Annotated in this window: 16 protein-coding genes, 1 tRNA gene and 1 pseudogene; 16 read left to right on the top strand and 2 right to left on the bottom strand. The window is 74.6% G+C overall.

The annotated features are described in order from the left end of the window. Positions 1-575 precede the first annotated feature (575 nt). Positions 576-857 carry an HPr family phosphocarrier protein gene (locus ACZ5GT_RS29705; protein ID WP_469032146.1) on the bottom strand — a complete coding sequence of 94 codons (282 nt, stop codon included), beginning with the start codon at positions 855-857 and terminating at the stop codon, positions 576-578. Between the two features lie 188 nt (positions 858-1,045). Between ACZ5GT_RS29705 and ACZ5GT_RS29700 the strand changes: the two genes are divergently transcribed. From ACZ5GT_RS29700 to ACZ5GT_RS29685, 4 genes are all read left to right on the top strand, one after another. Then, entirely contained in the window at positions 1,046-3,913 is a 2,868-nt protein-coding gene (locus ACZ5GT_RS29700; protein WP_469032143.1) for a bifunctional acetate--CoA ligase family protein/GNAT family N-acetyltransferase, read from the top strand. 65 nt (positions 3,914-3,978) lie between these two features. Beyond that, complete coding sequence (locus tag ACZ5GT_RS29695) at positions 3,979-4,566, top strand: DUF5998 family protein (protein WP_469032141.1); 588 nt, start codon at positions 3,979-3,981, stop codon at positions 4,564-4,566. Further along, on the top strand, positions 4,566-5,783 hold the full coding sequence (locus ACZ5GT_RS29690) for an alkaline phosphatase family protein (RefSeq protein ID WP_469032139.1): 1,218 nt from the start codon (positions 4,566-4,568) through the stop codon (positions 5,781-5,783). Before ACZ5GT_RS29695 ends, ACZ5GT_RS29690 begins: the two co-directional genes overlap by 1 nt. A 52-nt stretch (positions 5,784-5,835) precedes the next feature. Then, a complete protein-coding gene (locus ACZ5GT_RS29685) occupies positions 5,836-6,483 on the top strand; it encodes a thymidine kinase (protein ID WP_469032137.1) in 648 nt (215 codons plus the stop codon). 18 nt (positions 6,484-6,501) lie between these two features. Here the strand turns inward: ACZ5GT_RS29685 and ACZ5GT_RS29680 are convergent, their stop codons facing one another. Beyond that, positions 6,502-7,710 carry a GH12 family glycosyl hydrolase domain-containing protein gene (locus ACZ5GT_RS29680; RefSeq protein WP_469032134.1) on the bottom strand — a complete coding sequence of 403 codons (1,209 nt, stop codon included), beginning with the start codon at positions 7,708-7,710 and terminating at the stop codon, positions 6,502-6,504. Positions 7,711-8,083: 373 nt separating this feature from the next. On the opposite strand from ACZ5GT_RS29680, the gene ACZ5GT_RS29675 reads away from it, so the two are divergent. The 12 genes and pseudogenes from ACZ5GT_RS29675 to ACZ5GT_RS29620 all read left to right on the top strand — a co-directional run. Next, a tRNA-Arg gene (locus ACZ5GT_RS29675) sits at positions 8,084-8,156 on the top strand. Between the two features lie 109 nt (positions 8,157-8,265). After that, positions 8,266-9,399, top strand: a complete 1,134-nt coding sequence (locus ACZ5GT_RS29670) for a leucine-rich repeat domain-containing protein (RefSeq protein WP_469032132.1) — start codon at positions 8,266-8,268, stop codon at positions 9,397-9,399. Next, positions 9,396-11,198 (top strand): ankyrin repeat domain-containing protein, encoded by a 1,803-nt coding sequence (locus ACZ5GT_RS29665; protein WP_469032129.1) that lies wholly within the window; start codon positions 9,396-9,398, stop codon positions 11,196-11,198. The genes ACZ5GT_RS29670 and ACZ5GT_RS29665 overlap by 4 nt, the downstream gene beginning before the upstream one ends. Then, positions 11,195-12,400 (top strand): AAA family ATPase, encoded by a 1,206-nt coding sequence (locus ACZ5GT_RS29660; protein ID WP_469032128.1) that lies wholly within the window; start codon positions 11,195-11,197, stop codon positions 12,398-12,400. The genes ACZ5GT_RS29665 and ACZ5GT_RS29660 overlap by 4 nt, the downstream gene beginning before the upstream one ends. A gap of 38 nt (positions 12,401-12,438) precedes the next feature. Then, complete coding sequence (locus tag ACZ5GT_RS29655; protein ID WP_469032126.1) at positions 12,439-13,605, top strand: vWA domain-containing protein; 1,167 nt, start codon at positions 12,439-12,441, stop codon at positions 13,603-13,605. 138 nt (positions 13,606-13,743) lie between these two features. Then, on the top strand, positions 13,744-14,127 hold the full coding sequence (locus ACZ5GT_RS29650) for a hypothetical protein (RefSeq protein WP_469032124.1): 384 nt from the start codon (positions 13,744-13,746) through the stop codon (positions 14,125-14,127). A 71-nt stretch (positions 14,128-14,198) separates the two neighbouring features. Then, positions 14,199-14,693: a nucleotide exchange factor GrpE gene (grpE, locus tag ACZ5GT_RS29645; protein ID WP_469032121.1), complete on the top strand. Its 495-nt coding sequence runs from the start codon at positions 14,199-14,201 to the stop codon at positions 14,691-14,693. Between the two features lie 118 nt (positions 14,694-14,811). Next, on the top strand, positions 14,812-16,386 hold the full coding sequence (locus tag ACZ5GT_RS29640) for an Hsp70 family protein (RefSeq protein WP_469032118.1): 1,575 nt from the start codon (positions 14,812-14,814) through the stop codon (positions 16,384-16,386). 94 nt (positions 16,387-16,480) lie between these two features. Then, positions 16,481-19,108, top strand: coding sequence for a SaeA-related protein (locus ACZ5GT_RS29635; protein WP_469032116.1), 2,628 nt, complete (start codon positions 16,481-16,483; stop codon positions 19,106-19,108). Positions 19,109-19,119: 11 nt separating this feature from the next. After that, positions 19,120-20,211 (top strand): TRAFAC clade GTPase domain-containing protein, encoded by a 1,092-nt coding sequence (locus ACZ5GT_RS29630; RefSeq protein ID WP_469032114.1) that lies wholly within the window; start codon positions 19,120-19,122, stop codon positions 20,209-20,211. Between the two features lie 5 nt (positions 20,212-20,216). Further along, positions 20,217-21,731 carry a GAP1-N2 domain-containing protein gene (locus ACZ5GT_RS29625; protein ID WP_469032112.1) on the top strand — a complete coding sequence of 505 codons (1,515 nt, stop codon included), beginning with the start codon at positions 20,217-20,219 and terminating at the stop codon, positions 21,729-21,731. Positions 21,732-21,734: 3 nt separating this feature from the next. Then, positions 21,735-22,333, top strand: a pseudogene (locus tag ACZ5GT_RS29620) (hypothetical protein); the annotation flags it as partial.

Raw genomic sequence — 22,333 nt, 5'->3', positions numbered from 1 at the left:
CAATTCCACGCACCCGCCCCACGCCACGCGCGCCCATTCCGTTCCATGGCGAAGCCCCGTACCCGGCGTGCACCACGCCCGGGCCGGCCCGCACCCGCCTCCCGAGGCGGCGGAGCCGCGCAGCCCTGGCCCGGAGGGCGGGGCGGCCCGGCCCCACACCCGGCTCGCGAGGCCGCGAAGCGACCCGCACCCGCTTCGGGGGCCGGCCGCGCTCGGCCCCTGCGCGGCCCCCCGGCCCACCGCGCGGAGGGACCGCCCGGCCCCGCCCCCTCCAGGACGAGGCCGCCCGCGCTCGGCCGGAGATGGGGTGGAGCCGCGCGCTCGGGCCCGTGGGGGTGGGCGGGGGCGGACGCGTCCGGCGTGTGGAGCGACGCAGGTGCTCGGTCCGCCCGTTGCGCGGCGCAGCCGCCTGGGCCTGCCCCTCCCCGGGCCTGCCCGGGCCGTTGGCATGCTCCCGTGGCGGAGCGCCCGCTCTCACCGCTTCGGCGGCGGAGCCGGCCGCGCTCGGCCGGAGATGCGGCGGAGCCGCGTCCCCCGGTGGTGGGGGACGCGGCTCCGTGTGGTCCGGGTGGGGCTCAGACGGTCTCGGGGAGTTCCTCGAGGCCCTCGGAGACCAGCTTCGCCAGCCGGTCGAGGGCGACGTCCGCGCCCTCGGCGTCGGAGGCGATGACGACCTCCTGGCCGCCCTCCGCGCCCAGACTCAGGACGGCCAGCATGGACGCCGCGTTGACGGGGTCGCCGTCGGCCTTGGCGATCGTGACCGGGACGCCGGTGGCCGCGGCGGCTCGGACGAAGATGGAGGCGGGGCGGGCGTGGAGGCCCTCTGCCCAGCCGATGTTGACGCGGCGCTCAGCCATGTGATGCTGCCCTTCGGTTCTCAGGGTTGTCTAGACCAGTTTTCCACACCGGGGAGCGTGCCAGGAGGGGTCGTCCGACCCTTCCCGCAGTGACCTTCGGACCGCGGCCTCGGCCCGACCGTCGTCCTCGGCGGTTCACCACAGAGTGCCTGGCGCCGTCGTCAGAAGCGAGCCGTACTCTGGGGCCCATGCAGACCTCGCCGGACCGGCACGAATACCCCGACCACTGGGAGGCCGACGTCGTGCTGCGCGACGGCGGCACCGCACGCATCCGCCCCATCACCGCGGACGACGCGGATCGCCTGGTCAGCTTCTACGAGCACGTGTCGGACGAGTCGAAGTACTACCGCTTCTTCGCGCCCTACCCGCGACTGTCCGCCAAGGACGTCCACCGCTTCACGCACCACGACTTTGTGGACCGGGTGGGACTCGCAGCCACGGTCGGCGGCGAGTTCATCGCCACCGTACGCTACGACCGCATCGGCGCCGACGGCACGCCCGCCACCTCCCCCGCGGACGAGGCCGAGGTCGCCTTCCTGGTCCAGGACGCCCACCACGGCCGCGGCGTCGCCTCCGCCCTCCTCGAACACGTCGCCGCCGTCGCCCGCGAGCGCGGCATCCGCCGGTTCGTCGCCGAGGTGCTGCCCGCCAACACCAAGATGATCAAGGTGTTCACGGACGCCGGGTACACGCAGAAGCGCAGCTTCGAGGACGGCGTCGTGCACCTGGAGTTCGACATCGAGCCCACCGACCGCTCCCTCGCCGTGCAGCGCGCCCGTGAGCAGCGCGCCGAGGCGCGGTCGGTACGGCGGCTGCTGGTGCCCGGCTCGGTCGCCGTCGTCGGCGTCGGCCGCACCCCCGGAGGCGTGGGGCGCAGCATCCTCGACAACATCCGGGACGCCGGGTACACCGGCTCGCTGCACGCCGTGAACCGGGCCTTCGCCGAGGACCTGAAGGAGTTCGACGGGATCCCCGCCCACCGCTCGGTGCGGGAGATCGAGGGGCCCGTCGACCTCGCGGTCGTCGCCGTGCCGGCCGAGCACGTCCCCGAGGTCGTCGCCGAGTGCGGCGAGCACGGCGTGCAGGGGCTGGTCGTGGTCTCCGCCGGGTACGCCGAGAGCGGCCCGGAGGGACGCGACCGCCAGCGCGAACTCGTCCGGCAGGCGCGCGCGTACGGCATGCGCATCATCGGCCCGAACGCCTTCGGGATCATCAACACCTCCCCCGACGTACGGCTCAATGCCTCACTCGCCCCCGCGATGCCCCGCCCGGGCCGGACCGGCCTGTTCGCCCAGTCCGGCGCCATCGGGATCGCCCTGCTGTCCCGGCTGCAGCGGCGCGGCGGCGGCGTCACCGGCGTGACCGGCGTGTCGACCTTCGTCTCGTCCGGCAACCGCGCCGACGTCTCCGGCAACGACGTGCTCCAGTACTGGTACGACGACCCCGACACCGACGTCGCCCTGATGTACCTGGAGTCCATCGGCAACCCGCGCAAGTTCACGCGCCTGGCCCGGCGCACCGCGGCCGTGAAGCCGCTGGTCGTCGTGCAGGGCGCGGGCAGCGCGCCGCAGGGGCACGCCGTCCGCGCGACCCGCCTGCCGCACGCGACGGTGTCCGCGCTGCTGCGGCAGGCGGGCGTGATCCGCGTCGACACGATCACCGAACTGGTCGACGCGGGCCTGCTGCTCGCCCGGCAGCCGCTGCCGGCCGGTCCGCGGGTGGCCATCCTCGGCAACTCCGAGTCGCTCGGTCTGCTGACCTACGACGCCTGCCTCTCCGAAGGGCTGCGCCCGCTGCGCCCGCTGGACCTGACCACCCAGGCCTCGCCGGCGGACTTCCACGCCGCCCTGCTGAAGGTGCTGGGGGACGAGACCTGCGACGCGGTCGTCGTCACCGCGATACCCGCCATCGGCGAGGCGCCGGCCGCCGACGCCGATACCGACGCCGAGCTGGCGCAGGCGCTCAGCTCCGCGGCGCGGCAGGTCCCCGGCAAGCCGGTGCTCGTCGTGCACGTGGAACTCGGCGGACTCGCCGAGGCCCTGTCCGCGGCGGCGAGCACCGCGCCGCGCACGTCCACCGAGGCGCCCGCCGCCCGCCGCCTGCGCCCCTCGCAGCAGCTGCCCGCCCCGGCGTCCGACCGGCAGACCACCCCCGACACCGCCGCCCCCGACACCGCCGCCCCCGACACCGGCACCCGCCTCATCCCCGCCTACCCCGCCGCCGAGCGTGCCGTGCGGGCCCTGAGCGAGGCCGTGAAGTACGCGCAGTGGCGGCGCGAGGCCGCCCAGCCCGGCAAGGTCCCGGACTTCGAGGGCATCGACGAGAAGGGCGCCGCCAGGATCATCGACCGCATGCTCAGCCGCGGGCAGGGGCTCACCCTCGGGACCGAGGAGACGTACGAACTGCTCGAGTGCTACGGCATCACCGTGCGCCGGGCCGTCCCCGCCTTCACCCCGGACGACGCCGTCCGCGCGGCGGAGAGCCTCGGCTACCCGGTGGCCCTGAAGGCCACCGCCCCGCACCTGCGCCACCGCGCCGACCTCGGCGGGGTGCGCCTGGACCTGGCGGACGAGGAGCAGCTGCGGCGCGCGTACGCCGAACTGGCCGGGCTGTTCGGGAAGCCGGAGGAGCTGCGGCCGGTGGTGCAGGCGATGGCGCCGCGCGGGGTCGACACGATCGTCCGGGCCGTCATCGACCCGGCGGCCGGAGCGGTGCTGTCGTTCGGACTGGCCGGGCCCGCCTCCCAGCTGCTCGGGGACATGGCGCACCGGCTGATCCCGGTCACCGACCGGGAGGCGACCTCGCTGGTCCGCTCGATCCGGACGGCGCCGCTGCTGTTCGGCTGGCGCGGCTCGACACCGGTCGACACCCCGGCGCTGGAGGAGCTGCTGCTGCGGGTGTCGCGGCTGGTCGACGACCACCCGGAAGTGGTCGCGGTGACCCTGGAACCGGTCGTCGTGTCGCCCTACGGCCTGACCGTCCTCGGCGCCTCCGTCCGGCTCGCCCCGCCACCCGCCCGCGACGACCTCGGCCCGCGCACCCTTCCCCGCTATTGAGTCCCCGCTACCGAGACACCTGTGAGCGGTGCCTCGCAGTCAGTGCGCCCCCGTAGGATGGACGCATGGCCAAGACCAGTACGACGACCCAGGGGCTGCGAGCGGCGATCGAACGCAGCGGCTACTACCCGGCCCTCGTGGCCGAGGCGGTGGAGGCCGCCGTGGGCGGCGAGCCCATCCGGTCGTACCTGGTCCACCAGGAGACGACGTTCGACCAGAACGAGGTGCGGCGGCACGTGACCGTGCTCGTCCTCACCGGCAACCGCTTCGTCGTCAGCCACACCGACGAGCAGGCGGCCGACGGCACCTCCCCGACGCCGTACGCCACCACGTCCACGGAGTCCGTGAAGCTCGACCGGATCTCGTCGGTCGTGGTCAGCCGCGTGGTCGCCAACCCGGAGCAGTACACGCCGGGCACCCTGCCGCGCGAGGTCGTCCTGACCATCGGCTGGGGCGCCGTCTCCCGTATCGACCTCGAGCCCGCCGCCTGCGGCGACCCCAACTGCGAGGCCGACCACGGCTACACCGGCAACTCCACGGCGGACGACCTCAGCCTGCGGGTCAGCGAGGCGGGCGACGGCCCGGAGACCGTCCGCCAGGCCCTCGCCTTCGCCCAGGCGCTGTCCGAGGCGACCGCGGACGTCACCCGCTGATGTCCCACCCGACTCCGGCAGCCGCACCCGGCCCCGCCTCCTGGGACCAGCACCCGGAACCTCTGGCCGTCGACTCCGCGCCGTGCCCCGAGTACGGCAGCGGCTCCCTCGCCGACCTGCTGCCCACGCTGGCCGCGGGCATGGGCGTACCCGGCATGACGGCCGCGATCACCGAGCTGGCCCCGGCCGACCGGAACTGCGTGTTCCTGGTCGACGGCCTGGGCTGGGAGCAGCTCAGGGCGCACCCGGAGGACGCCCCCTACCTGAACTCCCTGCTGGCCGGCTCCCGCGGCGGCACCGGCCGTCCGATCACCGCCGGCTACCCGGCGACCACCGCGACCTCCCTCGCCTCCGTCGGCACCGGCCTGCCGCCCGGCGCGCACGGCCTGCCCGGCTACACCGTGCGCGACCCCGCCACCGGCGAGCTGATGAACCAGCTGCGCTGGCAGCCCTGGACCGCGCCGCACGTCTGGCAGCCGTACCCCACCGTCTTCCAACTGGCCGAGCGGGCCGGGGTGCACGCCGCCCAGGTGTCGTCGCCCGCCTTCCAGAACACCCCGCTCACCAAGGTCGCCCTCAGCGGCGGCGTCTTCCACGGACGGCTGACCGGCGAGGAGCGCATGGACGTCGCCGCCGAGCAGCTGGCCGCCGGCGACCGCTCCCTGGTCTACACGTACTACTCCGAGCTCGACGGAGCCGGCCACCGCTACGGCGTCGACTCCGACACCTGGCGCGGCCAGCTCATGCACGTCGACCGGCTCGTCCAGCGCCTGGCCGAGCAACTGCCGCCGCGCACCGCGCTGTACGTCACCGCCGACCACGGCATGATCGACGTGCCGTTCGACGACGAGCACCGCATCGACTTCGACGCGGACTGGGAACTGCGCGCCGGTGTCGCCCTGTTGGGCGGCGAGGGCCGCGCCCGGCACGTCTACGCGGTGCCGGGCGCCGAGAACGACGTGCTGACCTGCTGGCGCGAGGTGCTCGGCGAGCAGTTCTGGGTGGCCTCACGGGAGGAGGCGATCGCAGCGGGCTGGTTCGGTCCGGCCGTCGACGAGCGGGTCCACGCCCGCATCGGCGACGTGGTCGCCGCCGCCCGCGACGACGTGCTGATCATCGCCTCCGAGCGGGAGCCGAAGGAGTCGGCGATGGTCGGCAACCACGGCTCGATGACCCCCGCCGAGCAACTGGTCCCGCTGCTCGAAGTACGCTCCTGAGCCGCCGCACCCCCGCTTCGCACCCTGCGTCACCGAAAGGCGTCAACTCCCCATGCCCGAGCTGGTCTTCTTCTCCGGAACCATGGACTGCGGGAAGTCGACGCTGGCTCTGCAGATCGAGCACAACCGCTCGGCGCGCGGCCTCGCGGGCATGATATTCACCCGTAACGACCGCGCGGGCGAGGGCAAGCTGTCCTCCCGCCTCGGCCTGGTGACGGACGCGGTGGAGGTCGAGGACGGCACGGACCTGTACGCCTACCTCGTCGACCGCCTCTCGCAGGGCGCCCGCGCGGACTACGTCATCGCCGACGAGGCGCAGTTCCTGGCGCCCGAGCAGATCGACCAGCTCGCGCGCGTGGTCGACGACCTCGGCCTCGACGTCTACGCCTTCGGCATCACCACCGACTTCCGCACCAAGCTGTTCCCCGGCTCGCAGCGGCTGGTCGAACTCGCCGACCGCGTCGAGGTCCTCCAGGTCGAGGCCCTGTGCTGGTGCGGCGCCCGCGCCACGCACAACGCCCGCACGGTCGGCGGCGAGATGGTCGTCGAGGGCGCCCAAGTGGTCGTCGGCGACGTCAACCAGGCGGACGCGGTCGGCTACGAGGTCCTGTGCCGCCGCCACCACCGCCGCCGCATGACCGCGGCGACAGCCCGCGCAGGCGCGCTGTCGCCCGACGTCCTGCCGGTCGCCCCCGCCTGAGGGCCGCCGGCCGGCGCGCTACTTCTGTGCCCAGACCTGGTTGGGCTGCGTGCCGCCGCCGTAGCAGTCCCAGATCTGCAGGACCGCGCCGTTGCCGGAACCGCCGGCGTCCAGGCACTTCCCCGACTGGGGGTTCGTGACAGTGCCGTTGGCGTTGAACTGCCACTGCTGGGCGCCGGTGCCGTTGCACGACCAGAGCTGCACCTTGCTGCCGTTGGCCGTGGAACCCGACGCCACATCAAGACACTTGCCGGTCTGCGGGTTGACCAGGGTGCCGCCGCTCCGGGTCCACTGCTGGTTCCAGCCGGTTCCGCAGTCCCACAACTGGACGGCGGTGCCGTCGGCGGTGCCCCAGTCCTTCAGGTCCAGGCAGCGGCCGCTCTGCTGTCCGACGATCGTGCCGGACGTACCGCCACCGCCACCGCCGCCGGAACCGGAGCCGTTGGAGTCGTAGGAGAAGGAGTTCACCGCCAGACCGGGGCCGCCGACCCAGGGCTCGAAGCCGAACTGCACGCTGGTCATGTACCACGCCGGCGACAGGTAGCCACGGGCGGCGGAGTCGTCGGTGAAGTCCTTGATGTTGACCGTGATCGCGTTGGTGGGCTGCTGGCGGACGTAGGAGACGGTGTTCCAGGCGATGCCGTTGTTCTGACGGCCGTACCACACGTCCCAGTTGGCGCCCTCGATCCAGGCCGTCCCGACCTTGCTGCCGAACGGTGTGGGCGAACCGGAGTGGTTGGCCCAGATCATCATCTCTTCGCCGTTGTTCTGGCCCGACGGGTTGGGGCTGGTGTCGAACCAGATGTCGTACGCGGCGTCCCACTGCCCGTCGGCGGTGGAGAAGTCGACGCTGGACTGCGGGTTGCCGAAGGCCGACACCTGCAGCGGCAGGCCGTTGCCGCTGGAGCAGTTGCCGTAGTGGCAGCCTGCGTAGATCGACGGATACGCCGCCGGCGCGCCGCTGGTGCCCACGTCGTGCCAGCCCGTGGTGACCTTGAAGCCGTTGTCCGACACGTCGATGCACTGGGGGATCGAGTCACCCCACTCGTTGTTCTGGACGACGTACTTGCCGCCCGAGACCTTCGTGCTGTCGGTCTTGCCGCAGAGGGTGGTACTCGCGGACGCGTGCGGAGCCCCGGCCAGGGAGAGGGCGATCAGGAACAGGGTGGCCACGAGCGACGCGACAACCGCGGTCCCGTGGGGCCGCTTCAAGCGTGATCCGGTCATGTGAGTCCTTTCGCTCGCCGGGTGGCTTCTGTGGCACCCGGACGGTGGGGGCGAACTCGGGGAGCCTGGGAGCGCTCCCATTTGCTGGCGCCGACATCGGCGTCTTCCGGAAGTGAAATGAGGGATCTGGGGCCAAGACGGCCTGTCGTGCCCGTCTCCGAGGGGAAACCAGTACGCGGCATGAGGGCTCGTCCGGCTCACTCACACCGCAACACATGAAGCCAGCGAGCCTGACGGAGTGTCAAGTGGTGCGTATGCGTTCACTTTCTGAACCCCACTCAGCAGCTCGGCTCCCGAACGGTCCACCAAGGGCCAGGGTGTTCGGCGGAAGCTGATCAGCACCGAAGCGGATGTGGCTATGATCATCCCTGGCAAGGCTGTAGCGCAGAGGTCGTCGCGCCCTAGCATCGAGCTGGAGGACGTCGGTTCGAATCCGACCAGCCTTGCCGCCTTTGTCGTGGAGGAAAGTCGATTGGCGTCGGTCCGTCCTGGGCGGGCGGAGGGCGATGCCGCCCTCGGCGAGCCGGGCACCGGCGAGGAACCGGTGGAGTGGTGATGACGCAGCCGACGCCCGTACGCTGCCCGGCGATCGAACATCCGGACATCCCGATCGTCGATCCGTCCCGGCTGGACCCGCTGCTGGCCCGGCTGAGGTCGGCGCGACCGGTCACCGCCGACGAGGCCTTCCCGGTCGGCACCGTGCGCGCGGACGGGCGGGTCGACCTGTGCAAGCAGGGACTGGGAGCGGCCGGCGCCGCCCGCCTGATGCCGGCCGCCGCCTCCTCGCCGCACGCCGCGCACATCCTGCTCGGCACCAACGCCATCGGGAACGACGGGGCGTCGACGGTCGCCGGGGCGCTCGTCGACGGCCACGGCCTGCACACCCTGTACCTCGGCTGCAACCGCATCGGCCCGGAAGGCGTCACCGCGCTCGCCGGCGCGCTGTCGGGCGACGACACCGTCCGCGCCCTGTGGCTCAAACGCAACCCGGTGGGTGACGAGGGCGCCTTCGCACTCGCCGCGATGCTGCGCCGCAACACCGCGCTGCGCACCCTCGACCTCGTCAACAGCCGCCTCACCGCCGAGGGTCTGCGTGCCCTGCTCGACGCCCTCACCGGCCGCACGCGCCCGCTGGAACGCCTCTTCCTCGGCGGGAACGGCCTGACCGCGGACAGCGCCCACCTGCTCGCGGCGCTGATCCGCGACGCGGGCGTGCGCGAGCTGTACCTGCCCGCCAACCACCTCGGCGACGAAGGCACCGCCGTCCTCGCGGCCGCGGCCGACGCCCGGCACCCGGTCCGCCTCGGACTGGGCGGCAACGGCATCGGCCCCGCGGGAGCCCGCGCCCTCGCCGACGCCCTGGGCGGGATCGAGGCGCTCGACCTCGGCCGCCCGAGGTCCGAACGCAGCCTCGGCGCCCCCGCCAACGCCACCGGGGACGAAGGCGCCCGCGCGCTGGCCGCCGCGCTGCCGGGCAGCCCGCTGCGCCGGCTGGAGCTCTGCCACACCGGGCTCACCGGACGGGGCGCGAAGTCCCTGCTGGCGGCCGTCCCGGACGGCTCACCGTTGGAGTACGTCGGTCTCGGGCCCGGCCTGCCCCGCAAGGTCAAGCGATCCTTCACCCAGCGCCTGCGGCCCGCGGCCGGGGCCCACCCGGACCTGCGCGCGATAGGAAGTGTCTACCGGTGAGCCCCCGCTCCGAACTCCCCTGCTTCCCACCGGAGGAGGCGGCGAGCCGACGGCGGATCCGCCGTTACGCGGTGCCCCGGAACATGATCGAGCGGGCGACCGAACGCCGCGCGGCCGGGGACTGGCGCGGCGCGTGCGCGGCGGCCGGCGTGGACGTCGCCCTCGACCTGCCCGAGGTCGCCGAGCACTGCGGCGACGACGTCGCCGCGGCCCTGGCGGACGACCTCCGCCACCTGGTGCCGGACCTGGTGCGCTGGCACCTGCCCAGGGCGCTGGGCGGCCGGACCACGATCGCCACCGGACGCACCGTCGTCCTCGCCCGCTACCGTCCGGTGCGGGCGGGCGAACGCCGGCGCTCCACGCCGTATCTCCACCTCACCACGCCCCCGATGCGCGAGGGCCCGCAGCGGCTCACCCTGCGGTTCGAAACGGTCACGGCCGAGAAGGCCGCGGGCGTCTTCGAGGAGCCCGTCGAGGACTGGCGGTACGCCCGCCACCTGTGGGACGCGCGGCACACCGCCGGGCTGCTCGAGCGGTCCGGCGGCGGCCCCGACCGCCCGCCGTTCTTCCGTGCGGACGGCGGGTCGCGCGGTACGGACGAGCTGCCCACCGCCGATCCCGGCCACGACGACCCGGCGGCCCGGGCCGAGTGGGTCGCCCTTCTGCACGAGGCGGGCGACGTCGGGGCGGCCCTGGGCGCCGTCGGCATCGAACTCGATCTGACACCCCCGACCGGCCCCGCCTGGTACCGGGTCGATCCCGCGCAGGTCGTCGGCCGGCTCGCGCTCGACCACACCCGCCTGGAGCCGGAGATCCGCCGACTGGCCGACGAGGGAGCCGGGGACCGCTTCCTCATCGGCGTCGACTGGCGGACGAGCCTCCTGCTGGAGCCGGCGCCCTCGGGGCCCACCGGGCTGCGCATCAGAGCCGTCAGCCGGGACGAGGCCGGTGACCTGCCCTTCCTGGCCGAGGCGTTCTGGCGCAGGCTGCCCGACCTCGACCTGATGCGCGTCGGCGGAGTCGAACCGGACCACCTGCACCCGCTGGTCCGCGCGGCACTGTTCCCCGCACTCGGGCCCGTCGTCGGCCCCGTCGGCCCGCCCGGTCCCGCCGCGCCCGCCCCCGTCCGGGTCAGGTGCCGCGGCGAATGGCACGAGGTGGCCTTCCGCCCGGGCGGCCTGCTCCACATGCCGCACGACGACGAGGAACAGCGACGCGAGCAGGCCCTGCGCGCCTTCGGCGGCGCCGTCGCCGGATGCTTCGCCGTCCAGCAGACCTGGACGTCGGGCAGCGGCCGGCTGCCGAAGGCGCTGCGCGCCCAGCGGCAGGACCTGTTCCTGCGCGCCCAGCACGGCGACACCGACGGTGTGCTCGAACTCCTGGACGCGGGCGTGGACCCCCGGGTACGCGACGCCGCCCGGCGCACGCTGCTCCATGTGCTGCACCTGCTCGACCACGAGGCGCTCCTGCCCCGGCTGCTCGCGGAGGGACTCGACCTGGAGGCCGTGGACCACCGGTACCGCACCCCGCTGTACGTGGCGGTCAACGACGGCGGTTCCAAGGCGCTGGTGGAGGCGTTCCTCGCGGCCGGCGCCCGGATCGACGTGGTCGACGAATCGGAGCTCTCGCTGGCCCAGATCGTCCGCCGGTACAAACGCCACGACCTGGCCTTCCTGCGCAAGCGCGTGGAGGAGGAGCACCCGGGCATCGGCTCCGACTGGGTGGACGAGTGGCTGGACGCGAAGGAGCAGGAACACGAGAACGACGAAGAGAACGACGGCGAGGACGAGGACCTGTGAGCGCCATCCCCAACCCCCGCACCGGGCCGGGGCCGCTGGCTGCCGCGGACGACCTCGTCCGCAGGCTGCGCGCCCACCGCACCGAACCCGCCGCCAACCCCCAACTGGAGGCACTGGCGCTCGCGGTGACGGCCAATCAGCCGGTCCTGCTGTGGGGTGAACCCGGCATCGGCAAGTCGGCCGGCCTGGAGCAACTGGCCGCCGGACTCGGCCTTCCGCTGGAGACGGTCATCGCCAGCGTGCACGAGCCGTCGGACTTCGCCGGACTGCCGATCGTCGGCGACGACCCGGCGGTGACCGGCGTACCGATGGCTCCGCCCGACTGGGCGGTCCGGCTCAGCCGGGCCGGACATGGCCTGCTCTTCTTCGACGAACTCTCCTCCGCGCCCCCGGCCGTGCAGGCGGCGCTGCTGCGGGTCGTCCTCGAACGCCGGGTCGGCAGTCTCGTACTGCCCGACGCGGTGCGCATCGTCGCCGCCGCCAACCCGCCCTCCAGCGCGGCGGACGGCTGGCACCTGAGCCCCCCGCTCGCCAACCGCTTCGTCCACCTCGACTGGACCCACGACCCCCGCACCGTCGCGCGCGGCATGGCGGGGACCTGGCCGGAGGCGGCCGTCCCCGCGGTCGAACCGGGCAAGGTGCCCGGCGCCGTGGCGCGGGCCCGCGGCGCCGTATCCGGCTTCCTCACCGCCCGGCCGGGCCTGGTCCACCACATACCCGCCGACGCCGAGAGCCGCGGCCGGTCCTGGCCGTCCCCGCGGACCTGGGACATGGCGCTGCGGCTGCTCGCGACCGGGTACGCGACCGGCGCCGGCCGCGAGGCCCTGGCCGCCGCGCTCACCGGCGCCGTAGGGGACGGCGCGGGCATCGAACTGCTGTCGTACCTGGACCACCTCGATCTGCCGGACCCCGAACGGGTCCTCGCCGATCCCGACGCGTTCGCCCTGCCCGACCGCGGCGACCGCCAACTGGCCTTCCTCATCGCGGTGGTCGCCGCCATCCAGAGCGAACCCACCCGGCCCCGCTGGGAGGCCGGCTGGGCCGTACTGGCCAAGGCCGTGGACGCGGGGGTGCCGGACGTCGCCGCGCGGGCCGCCACCGACCTCGCGGCGATGCGCGAGCTCGACTGGCCGGTGCCGCCCGGCATCGACGGCTTCCTGGAACTGCTGCAGATGTCCGGGGCCCTGCCCGGCGCCCGGTGAGCCGCACCGGCATGACGGCGCCCCGCGGACCCGTCAACATGACGAAACTGCTCGCCGCCCGCTACCGCGCGGCGAGCGACCGCCCCTACCTGGCGTCGGCCCTGTACGCCCTGAGCGTCGTGCCCTGCCCCGACATACCGACCATGGCCGTGGACCGGCACTGGCGCTGCTACGTGTCGCCCGCCTTCGTCGACGCGACATCCGTGGAGGAACTCGCGGGCGTGTGGATGCATGAGGCGGCGCACCTGCTGCGCGACCACCACGGCCGCGCCGACCGGCTCCCCGCCGCCGACCAGCGCGACCGGTACCGCGTCAACGTGGCCCAGGACTGCGAGATCAACGACGACCTCCTCGCGGACGGCCTGCGCCTGCCCGAAGGACGCGTCGAACCCCGCCACTTCGGCCTGCCCGACGGCCAGATCTTCGAGACCTACCTGGCGCAACTGCCGCCCCACGTGCACGGGCACGACTGCGGCTCGGGGGCTCACGGCCGCCCCGGCCCCTGGGAACTCGACGGATCGGGAACCGCCGGCCCCGCACCGCTCGGCGAGGTCGAGGCCCAGGCACTGCGCCGGCAGACCGCCGAGGCGATGCGCGCCCACCAGCGCGGCCGCGGCACCCTGCCGGCGGGCTGGCGCCGCTGGGCCGAAGAGGTCCTGGAGCCCACGGTGGACTGGCGGCAGGCGCTGACCGGCGCGGTCCGGGAGGCCGCCGCGTGGGCCGGCGGGGCCGTCGACTACACCTACCGCCGCCCGTCGCGCCGCACTCCGGCACTGCGCGGTGTCGTCCTGCCGAGCCTGCGCCGTCCGTTGCCCCGGGTGGCCGTCGTCGTCGACACCTCCGGCTCGATGGGCGAGGCGGAGATCGCCGCGGCCCTCGCCGAAGTCACCGGCGTCCTGCGCGAGGTCGGCGTCCGCGGCAACCGGGTCACCGTCCTCGCCTGCGACGCCGACGTGCACGCCGTCTCCCGGGTGACGGCCACCGAGCAGATCACCCTCGGCGGGGGCGGCGGCACCGACATGCGCGTGGGCATCGACGCGGCGCTCGCGGCCCGGGACCGCCCGAGCATCGTCGTGGTCCTCACCGACGGCCTCACCCCCTGGCCCGACGAAACTCCCTCCTGCCGTCTCATCGCCGCCCTGATCGGCCCGGCCGCACCACAGCCTCCGCGCTGGGTGGAGACGGTGCGCGTGCCCACCGGCTGACGCCGGTGCCGTACGGCTGTCAGCCCCGCCGCCCCGAGGCGCCCCGCGGCGTGATCCGTCCTCCGGCTTCGGCCCTCCGAGGACCGGCCGTGCCCTACGCTCGAACCACAACTTGCGTCGGAGATGGTGGAGGACGTCATGGATCCGATTGCGCCTGAACTGCTCATGGCCCTTGCCGGGGGCACGGCGGGTGCGGCGGGGGAGCAGATCTGGACATCCTTGCGGAACCTGGTCAGACGACGGCCGTCGCACGGAGAGCCCTACGACGAGAGCGAGTTGACGGCCCTCGCCGAGGCGCCCGGCAGTGCGGACCGTGCCGCGGAGCTGGCGGAGACACTGGCTCTCCGCGCCCGGCAGGACCCCGCCTTCGCCGAGGCGCTCGCAGCCTGGCGTCGGGAGGCCGAGGCACTGGAGCGCACCGGCACCGGCCGTGGCGACGTGCACAACAATGTCTCCGGAGGCACTCAGGGCACCGTCGTCCAGGCGCGGGACGTGCACGGCTCCATCAATCTCGGTGGCTGACGACCTGTTCGGCAGCTGACCGCGACACCCTCGGGTGACGCGTCGTGCTCCTTTGGTCTACTGTGAGCGACGTGCCGGAATGCGTCGAACCCTGTTCGCTTGCAAGCGAGTTCACCGCGGCGCTCGCTCGTCAGCAGCAGCTCGCCGAGCGCCGTGAGGAGATCGTCACCAGGCTGCACGACGAGGTCGAGCGGCTGCGCCGGGGCGAGATCGACATGGCGCTCGACCTCGTGCGCCACTCGCTGATCCGGCTCCACGACCAGATCCTGCGCCAGGCCGAGAACGTCACCGGCCCGCTCGAAGTCGACGAACTGCGGGCCCTGTTGACCGCGCTGGCCGACGAGGCGGCGGACACCGTCGCCAGGACCGGCGTGGAGCGGTACGTCCCCCGGCCCGGCGACGCGTTCGACATGGCGTCGCAGCGTCCGGTGGGCCGGACCGCCGCCGAGGGGCCGGAGGCGGACCGGACGGTGGCGCGCGTCGTGGCGGCCGGGTTCGTGCAGGGGGAGCGGGTCGTACGCAAGGCCGACGTCGTGGTTTCCCGGTGGGAACCGGACGCCCCGTGAACGTCTCCGGCTCCGCTGGGCTCGACGGGCACGGCTTGCAACGCTCACGACAACGACTGACGGAACAACGGACGGGGCGGGGCGTGACGGCGCTGCCGTCCCGGTGGCGGGAGACCGTATGGCCGTATACGGCATCGACCTGGGGACCACCTACTCGTGCGTCGCACGCATCGACGACGTGGGCAGACCGACCGTGCTGCGCAACCTCGAAGGGACGGACACCACCCCGTCCGTCGTCTACTTCGAGAGCGCCGACAGCGTGGTGGTGGGACAGAGCGCCAAGGACGCCACCGTCCTCGACCCCGAGCACGTGGTGCAGCTCGTCAAGCGGGACATGGGCGACGTGGTGCCGCGCGAGTTCCACGGCCGCACCTACACCCCCGAGGAGATCTCCGCCCGCATCCTGCGCAAGCTCGTCGAGGACGCCCGAGCCGCCGGCGGCGAGGAGGTGCGGGACGTGGTGATCACCGTGCCCGCCTACTTCGGGCTCGCGGAGCGGGACGCCACCCGCAAGGCGGGCGAGATCGCCGGCCTGCGCGTCCTCGACGTGGTCGCCGAGCCCATCGCGGCCGCGCTCGACTACGGGGCCCTGGAAGGGGACGAGGCGCGCGAGGACCGGGCCGTCCTCGTGTACGACCTGGGCGGCGGCACCTTCGACACCACTGTGCTCACCCTGCGCGGGCGCGAGCTGACCGTGCTGTGCACGGACGGCGCGAAGGAACTGGGCGGCAGCGACTTCGACGACCGCGTCGTCATGTACCTGGTGGAGCGGTTCCGGGAGCGATTCCCGGACGTCGACGACCCGCTGTCCGACCCCCAGTCCGAGACGCAGCTGCGCAAGGACGCCGAGGACGCGAAGAAGGCGCTGTCCTTCCGGGAGCGCTACACCGTCCGCGTCATGCACCAGGGCCGGGTCGAAGCGGTGGAGCTGACCCGGGAGAAACTCCAGGAACTCACCGCCGATCTGCTCGACCGCACCGTCGACATCACCCGCCGCACGGTCGAACTGGCCGCCGAGCGCGGTGTGTCGCACTTCGAGGAGGTGCTGCTGGTCGGCGGCGCCACCAAGATGCCCGCGGTGGCCGAGACCCTGCGCACCCAGTTCGGCTTCGAACCCCGGCTGCACAACCCGGACCTCGCGGTGGCCCGCGGCGCCGCGATCTACGCCCTGGACCGGGCCGCGTACATCGTCTCCAGCGGTGAACTCCCCGCGGAGCAGCTGCCGGACGTGCCGGAGACGGGGCTGCCGCACCGCCCGTACCAGATCTCCACCGTGGCCTCGCGCGGCTACGGGATCCAGCTCGTGGACCGGGGCACGGACCGGCACTACGTCTTCCACCTGGTGCACGCCAACGACCCCCTGCCCGTTTCGGTGACCGACGAGTTCTACACCACGCACGCGGGCCAGCGCGGCGTGCGCATCCGGGTGATGGAGCAGGCAGGCGTGGAGGAGTCGGAGGAACTGGCACACAACACCTGTGTCGCCGAGGGCAACCTCGCCATCCCGCCGGGCAAACCCGAGAACTGGCCCATCCAGTGCGTCTACACGCTGGACTCCTCCGGACTCCTCGGCGTCGTCGCCATCGAGAAGGAGACCGGCGAAAAACTCGAACTGACCGTGCAGATCGGAGGCATGACCCAGGACGCGGTCGACACCGCGCGGGACGCCCTGAGCCGCCAGCGCTTCAGCTGACGCGGGGAAGACGGGGAAGGACGGGGAAAGACGGGCAGGAACGGCAGGAACGGGCAGGAACGGCAGGAACGTGCAAGGACGGGGGAGGCACGCCGTGGCGTTCGACGAGCAGCGCTACCGGCGCGACGTGCTCGACGCCGGACTGCCGGTGACCGACGACCTGCGCACCCGCTACCAGTTGCCGCAACGCCTGGACGGGCCGGCGGTCACCGAGACGGTCGCCGCGGTCCGCGCCTGCTGGCGCCGCAACCGCGCCCGCCTCAAGTACCGCCCGGTCATCGAGGAACTCGAGGCCGGGCACCTCATCCACCGGCCGCTGTTCGAGGCCGCGGCCGGCGGCGACCTGGGCCCGCTGCGGGCGGCCCTGGCCGAGCACGACCGGCAGGCCGGGGCCGGGCAGGCGGCGCTGCAGGCGACGCTGCGGGAGGCCGCGGCCGGGCTCGGCCTGCTCACCGAGACCACCCTCGCGGAAGCCGCCGCGGCACACCGGGCCGGCGAGGCGCAGGCACGGGACCTGCTGCCCGGCCTCGGGCTGCGCCTCGCCGAACCGGACCCGCTGCCCCGGGAGGTGCCGCACCCCGCCTACGCCCGCTGTGCCCGCCACCTGGAGGTGCTGAGGCTGCGCCACCTCGACGACTTCCTCACCACCGGCACCCCCGGGGGCCGCACCCCGCAGCCCGTACGTCTCTTCGACGCGCCGCCCGTCGAGCCCGCGGCCGTGGAGACTGCGGCCCGCCGCTGGAGCCGGCTGCCGCACAGCGCCGCGCACACGGCCGCCCAGGCCGTGGCCGCCGCCGTGCGCCGGGTGCTGGCCGACCAGGGCGCTGAGGGCCTCGCGCAACTGCGGCTGTACGAGGCGGCGGTGCCGCTGCGGGAGAGGCTCGCCGCGCGCGCCACCCCGGCCACCCTGCTCGCGCACGCGACCGGGGAGTTGTCGGTCGCCGTACCGGACGCCCGGCGGCTGGTGTTCGCGGTGCTGCACGAGGAGGCCGGGAACCCGCTTCAGGCACGGCTGGCGCGGCTGGCGGCGGACGGGCGGCTCGCGGAGGCGGCGGCCGTCGCCGGCCGCCTGCCCGCCGACGCGTTGCCCGAGGACGCCCGCGCCCTGGTCGCCCACGTGCGCGACCGGCTCGCCGAGGCCCGCGCCCTGGTCGACCGGGCCCGGGGGCTGCCGGCCCGGGACGCCGACCTGGCCTGGGAACTGCTGGAACAGGCGGAGGCCGTCGCCCGCGACGTGCCGGGCGCCGACGCGGTGCGCCGGGCCCTCACGGTCCGCCCGGTCTCCGGCCTGACCGCCACGCCCGACGGCACGGGCGTCACCCTGACCTGGCGGTCCAGCCCGTCCACGGCGGGCGAGCCCGAGTACCTGCTGCGGCGCACCGAACGCCGCCCGCCGCACGACCCGGCCGACGGGACCGGGCTGCCGCTGCCGTCACCGCGGGCCACCTCGTTCGCGGACCGCTCGGCCCCCGCCTGCGTCCCGCTGTACTACGCGGTCGCCGTGCGCCGGGCCGCCGAACCCGACAGCGCGCCCTCGCCGCTCGCGGTGTGCGGACCCGTCACGCACCGGCCCGACGTCAGCGGCGTGCGGACGCGCCCCGAGGACCGCGCGATCACCGCCGCCTGGACCTGCCCGGCGCAGGCCCGGTCCGTCGAGGTCGTCCGCGTCGGGCCGGACGGCGAGCAGGTACGGGTCGCCGCCCGCCGCGACGGCTTCACGGACGCCGAACTCACCAACGGCACGACGTACCGCTACCGCGTCCGCGTCGTCTATCCCACAGACGACGGGCAGACCGTACGCACCGGCGGCGTCTCGCTCACCGCCACCCCCCTCGGGCCGCCCGAACCGGTCACGGACCTGGCCATCCGCCGCGTCGAGGGCGGCCTGCTGGCCTGCTTCGACCCGCCGTCCGGCGGTGAGGTGCGCCTGTACGCCCTGGGTGACGCACCCCCGTGGCCGCCCGGCACCCGGCTGAGCACCGCCGAACTGCACGGGCGGCCGATCACCGCCGGGCACGCCCCGGAGGGGCTGTGGTTCCCGCCGCCGGACCGGCCCACCGTGGTGCAGGCGGTCACCGTCGCCGGGGAACGCGCCGTCACCGGAGCGCACACGGTCGCCGCCGTGCGGCCGCTCGGCGCCCTCACCCTCACCCGGCACGGCGGCACCGGCGTGGCCGTCGTCCTCGACTGGCCGCCCGACGCCGGCGACGAGGCGGAGGTCGTCTGGCGCACCCCCGGCGGGCAGGACGAGCGGCGGCGCACCGTCGGCCGGGCCGCCTACCGGCACGAGGCGGGCGTACGGCTGCCCGTCGCGGACGGAGCCGCGGTGGAGGTCGAGGTCCGGCCGGTGGCCGTGCTCGGCGGGCTGCGCGCGTACGGCCCGCCGAGCACGGCGGCGCTGCCCGCCCGCACCGACGTCGGCTACCGGCTTCGGCGGCACGGCCTGCCCGGACGGCGCACGGTCACCGCCGTGTTCACCACGTCCGCCCCGGTACGGGCCGAGCGACTGCTGCTGGTGCGCTCCCACGGCCCGCTCCGGCCGCTGGAGCCCGCCGACGGGCACGTCCTCGCGGAACTCGTCGGCGCGGAGCTCGGCCCGGGGCGGGACGTGCGACTGTCGGCGCGGCTGCCCCGCGGCCCGGGCGGCTGGCTGCGCTGCTTCGCCGTCGGAGAGGGCCTCGTCCTGCGCGACCCGCCGCCGGCCACGCTCCGGATCACCTAGGGGGAGAGGTCATGAGACCGATGCGCCGTCGCACCTGGGTGTGCCCGCACTGCTTCCGGCACGTCACCAGGGCGCAGATCGCGTACGTCTGCGTGAGCGGCGCCGCCGCCTGCGCCGAGGACCGGGGCCTGGCGTCCGCCGACCCCCTGGCCGGTTCCGCGGTGTGCCGCACCTGCGGCCGCACCGCCACCCGGCTGCGCTGCACGGCCTGCGGGGGCCGGCTGCCGGAGGGCTATCTGCGCACCCCCGGGAAACTGGTGGCGCTCGCGGGCCCCGTCGGCTCCGGCAAGAGCACCTACATCGCCGTCCTGGTGCACGAGTTGCTGCACCGCCTCGGCGCCGAACTCGACGCGGCCCTGCTGCCCTGCGACGACGACACCATGGCCGACTACCACGAACGCTACGAGCGGCACCTGTACGAGCAGCAGCACACCGTCCCCAAGACCGCCGAGCACGACGGCGGCCGGCCCCTGGTGCACCGCCTCAGCCGCACCCGGCGGGGCCGCTTCGGGCGCGCCCGCGACCACGTGCTGACCCTGGTGTTCCTCGACACCGCGGGCGAGCACTTCACCTCACGGGACCGCATGGAGACCCGGCTGCGCTACCTCACCGCGGCCGACGCCGTCGTCGTCCTGGTCGACCCGCAGGACCTGCCCGGCGCCCCGCTGAACGGCGGCGACGGGGTGCCGGACCGGTCGGGCGAGGTACTGGCGCGGATCCTCGGCCACCTGGGCGGCAGCGGGAAGGTGACCGTCCCGGTCGCCGTCGCCCTCACCAAGGCCGATCTGCTGTGGCCCCACCTGCCGGACAACTCCCCCCTGCACCGCACCCGCCGCCCCGGACCGGTCTTCGACGCCGACGACCGCGCCGCCGTCCACGCCGAACTGCAGGCCCTGCTCGGCCGCTGGCAGGAGCACCAACTCGACGCCCGGCTGCGCCGGTTCTGCGCGGATTACCAGCTCTTCGCCCTCTCCATGCTCGGCACCGCCCCGCAGCGCGGCGGCGGCCTCGGCCACGGCGGAGTCGTACGGCCGCACCGCGTGGAGGACCCCCTGATGTGGCTGCTGCACCGCTTCGGCGCCCTCGACCGGGGACGGGGGTGACCGGCATGGCCGGACAGGCGCACTACACCTCCGCCCCGCCCTCGGCCGCCGGCCGCCACGGCGGCTTCCGCTTCACCGCCGTCTCCCTGGCGGCCCGCCCCGCCCTCGGCGTCCTGTCCCCGCTGACCGGGTACACGCCCCCGCCGGGCGCCGTCCGGCCCGCCGACCATCCGGTGGCGTTCGCCTACGACCGCCCCGACGACGACACGGCCGTCCTCACCCGCACCCGTTCCACCGGCCGGGACTACACCGGCCGCCTCGGCAACCACTTTTGCCACGCCCTCTGCGCCGCCCCGGGGGAACTGGCGGGCCTGCGCCCCGTCGAGCTGTGGGACACCCCGCAGTGGGCGCCGTCCCCGGCGCCCGACGACGGCCACGCCCTGCCCGACCTCGTCGAACTCGTACCCGGGAGCGCCGTCGGACCCGACCGCGTCCGCCGCCTGCTGGACGCCACCGGTGCGACGGGAGTCCGCCTCCTGGAGCGGCTGCTCACCGCGGCCCTGCGGGCGCTGGCCGGCGAGGGCCGGGGCGCGAGCCTGGTCTCCGCGGATCCGGAACGTGTCGTCGACTGGATCGCCGCGGTCTCCTACGCCCTCCCGGCGGGCCTGACCGCCCGGCTGACGTTCACGACGTACACGGCACGCCCGGAGGACGACCACCGTCATCTGACCGGCACGCGGCCGGAAACGGCGGGGCGGGCGCCGGCCCCGGTGTTCGATCTCGACGGGCTGCGGGACGACGGAGGCCCGGAGCCGTGCGCGACGGCGCGCTTCCTCGCGCGCGCGTGGAGCGACGGGCGGCTGGACCTGGTGGACGCCGTGGCCGACCTGTGGGACGCGGCTCCGGACCAGGGCGCCCGGGCGGGCGTACGGCGGCTGCGGGCCGCCTGCGCACTGCTCGCGCCGGACGGCCCGGCCGGGAAACCGGCAGGGGAGGCAGCGGAGGACTCGCCGGGCTCCGGCCCTCCGGACTCGGGCCTCGCGGGCTTCGTACGGGCGATGGTGGAGCTGCGGCCGCAGGCGGCGGGCGTCCCGCCCGAGCGGGTACGGGACGCGGCCGAACGCCACCTCGCGACCCTGACGGCACCGCTGGGCGACGTGCGGGCCGCGCTCGCGCCGCTGCCCGAGCCCTACCGGGGTGCCGTCCTGGCGGGGTTGCTCACCGCGCTCGAGGCGGCCGCCGCCGAATCGCGGGCCGAGGTCCTGGACGCCGAGGCGTGCGCCTTCCTCGCCTCCCTCGCCGACGGAGCACCGGGTGCGGAACAGGACCTGCTCGCCGAAGCCCCCCGCACCGCGCTGCACGCGCTGCGCCGGGCACCCGGAGACCCGCGCCGGGCCGGCTTACGGATCCTGCGGCTCCACCGGCGGGGGCTGTGGGAGGAGACGGAGACCTACGAGGCGCTGCGCGACCTGGCGCGCGCCGAGGAGCCGCAGCCGCAACCGGAACCGGCGCCCGCGCCCGAGCGGGAACGGGGACCTCGGCTGCCGTGGCGGCGCGGGCACGCCCGGGAGAAGGAGTGAGCCGTGGCCAACCCCCTCGCTCTTCTCATCATGATCGTCCTGCTGGCCACGCTGACCGTCGCGCACGGTGTGCTGGTGACCCTGCCGCGTCTCGTGCTGTCCCAACTGGGCATCGTCTGGCGGACGTTCGGGGCGGCCGCGGCCGTCTCAGCCGACCCGGACGGCGAACCGGCCGTCCCCGCCTACTTCCGCGTCACCGCGCTGCGGGACCTGCGCGCGGCCTGGTGGGACGGTCTCGACGAGCACACCCGGCTCGTCGGCGACGCCGAACGGTTCGTGGACCACTGCGTAGGAGGGTTCGCCCGCCAGTCGCGGCACGGCCCGACCTGGGGACAGCGTTTCCTCGCGGCCGTCATGGCCCCGGTCCTCGTGCTCACGATGACCGCCGTCATCCTCACTGCGACCGCGCTGAGCATCCTCCCGCTGCTCTTCGCGCTTCTGTGCTGGGCCCTGTGCCGCGTGCTGTGGACGCTGTGGTGGCTGATGTGGGCCGGGGCCGGGGGGGGGGGGGGGGGGGGGGGGGGGGGGGGGGGGGGGGGGGGGGGGGGGGAGGGGAGGAAGGAGAGGGACTCCACACTATCAGCCGTACGTTTCTCTCTCCC

The organism is Streptomyces sp. NPDC031340 (assembly GCF_055569945.1).
The sequence above is the reverse complement of the archived record's forward strand: the minus strand, read 5'-3'. Positions and strand labels throughout refer to the sequence as shown.